Source organism: Nitrosophilus sp. (assembly GCF_982775275.1).
In genome coordinates, this window is sequence record NZ_CEXZHP010000322.1 from 1 (window position 1) to 1184 (window position 1184).

The 1184-nt window shown below is 43.8% G+C and carries 3 protein-coding genes; all 3 read left to right on the forward strand.

Annotation, left to right across the window (positions count from 1 at the left end):
- Window positions 1-477: P-loop NTPase family protein (locus tag AC30RD_RS09670; protein ID WP_489494346.1), on the forward strand; the 477-nt coding region annotated here is incomplete at its 5' end.
- Window positions 461-841, forward strand: a complete 381-nt coding sequence (locus tag AC30RD_RS09675) for a hypothetical protein (protein ID WP_489494347.1) — start codon at window positions 461-463, stop codon at window positions 839-841. The genes AC30RD_RS09670 and AC30RD_RS09675, both read left to right, overlap by 17 nt.
- Window positions 829-1044, forward strand: coding sequence for a hypothetical protein (locus tag AC30RD_RS09680; protein ID WP_489494348.1), 216 nt, complete (start codon window positions 829-831; stop codon window positions 1042-1044). The genes AC30RD_RS09675 and AC30RD_RS09680 overlap by 13 nt, the downstream gene beginning before the upstream one ends.
- The last annotated feature ends 140 nt before the right edge of the window (window positions 1045-1184 follow it).

The window sequence follows — 1184 nt, forward strand, 5'->3', positions numbered from 1 at the left end:
GAGTTTACACATCTTGTGATAGACTCTCTCATGATGGTAGACCTTCAGACGGATCTGGCCAATTTAAACCTTGGTCAAAAGAACTTTGTGCGTATGCTGAAAGAGGCTGCAAGAACCACTGGGTTGCATATCCATTTGGTTGCCCATATGCGCAAAGGTGAGAACGAGTATAAGATGCCGGATAAAATGGACATCAAGGGATGCGGAGAGATTTCAGATTTAGCTGACTATGCCTTCACCATATTTAAAGACCTGAAGAAACAAAAAATGTTGCAGGAGAACCCGGACAACGAAGAGTTTGCAAGGAAACCTGACGGCTGGCTAACGTGCTTAAAGAATCGCTATGATCCAGAGCATCCAACGATACCATTGTGGTTCAGTGGAAAGCCCTTTTCGTTTAAGCAGGGCAGAAGAGCGCCAGTTCCTCAACTCATAGAGCCTTCAAGTAAGGAGTTAGAGAGTGGTTACATCCCGTAGTAAGGGAGAACTAATATTTGCACAGCAGCTTACGGATGCGACCTTTGGTACTGAGGAGAAGAAGTACAGTACCTTGGGTCTTGGGTTGTGGAAAGAAGAATACGTTTTTCTAAAAGACAGGCGGTTTAGGTTCGACTTTGCATGGCCTAAGCACATGATAGCTGTAGAGATAGAAGGTGGGACTTGGAATCAAGGTCGCCATGTGACTGGAGCCGGATTTGCCAAGGACTGTGAGAAGTATAATTTAGCTGCTATAGAAGGCTGGAGCGTGTACAGGTTTCCCACGCAGATGGTGAATGATGAGACAGCTATTAAATTTATGCACAAGATTTTCGTTAAGTTGCCCGGCTCATGGCAAACGTAATCTGGAAAAAGATTATGGACGAGATGGGAAGTCCGTGTGATGGATGTGAGAATCATGATACATGCCGTGACCATGAAACAGCATGTGAACAGTTTCAAAACTATGTAGAGACTGGTGAAGTAGAATTGGTCTTACCAAAAATACCAACAAAAGAAATATTCATGGAGATTTACTTTGAGGAAGAACTCGAAGGAGAATTTTAAATCACTAACCACCCAATCATCTAGAATCTTTCACAACCCTCGTCGGTCTTGGGAAGATATGTGTTTTGCACTGGCTGGGATGGACCGTCTGATAGCTAGATACGCTAGGCTTAAATATGCGGGAGAGTACTCACATTATC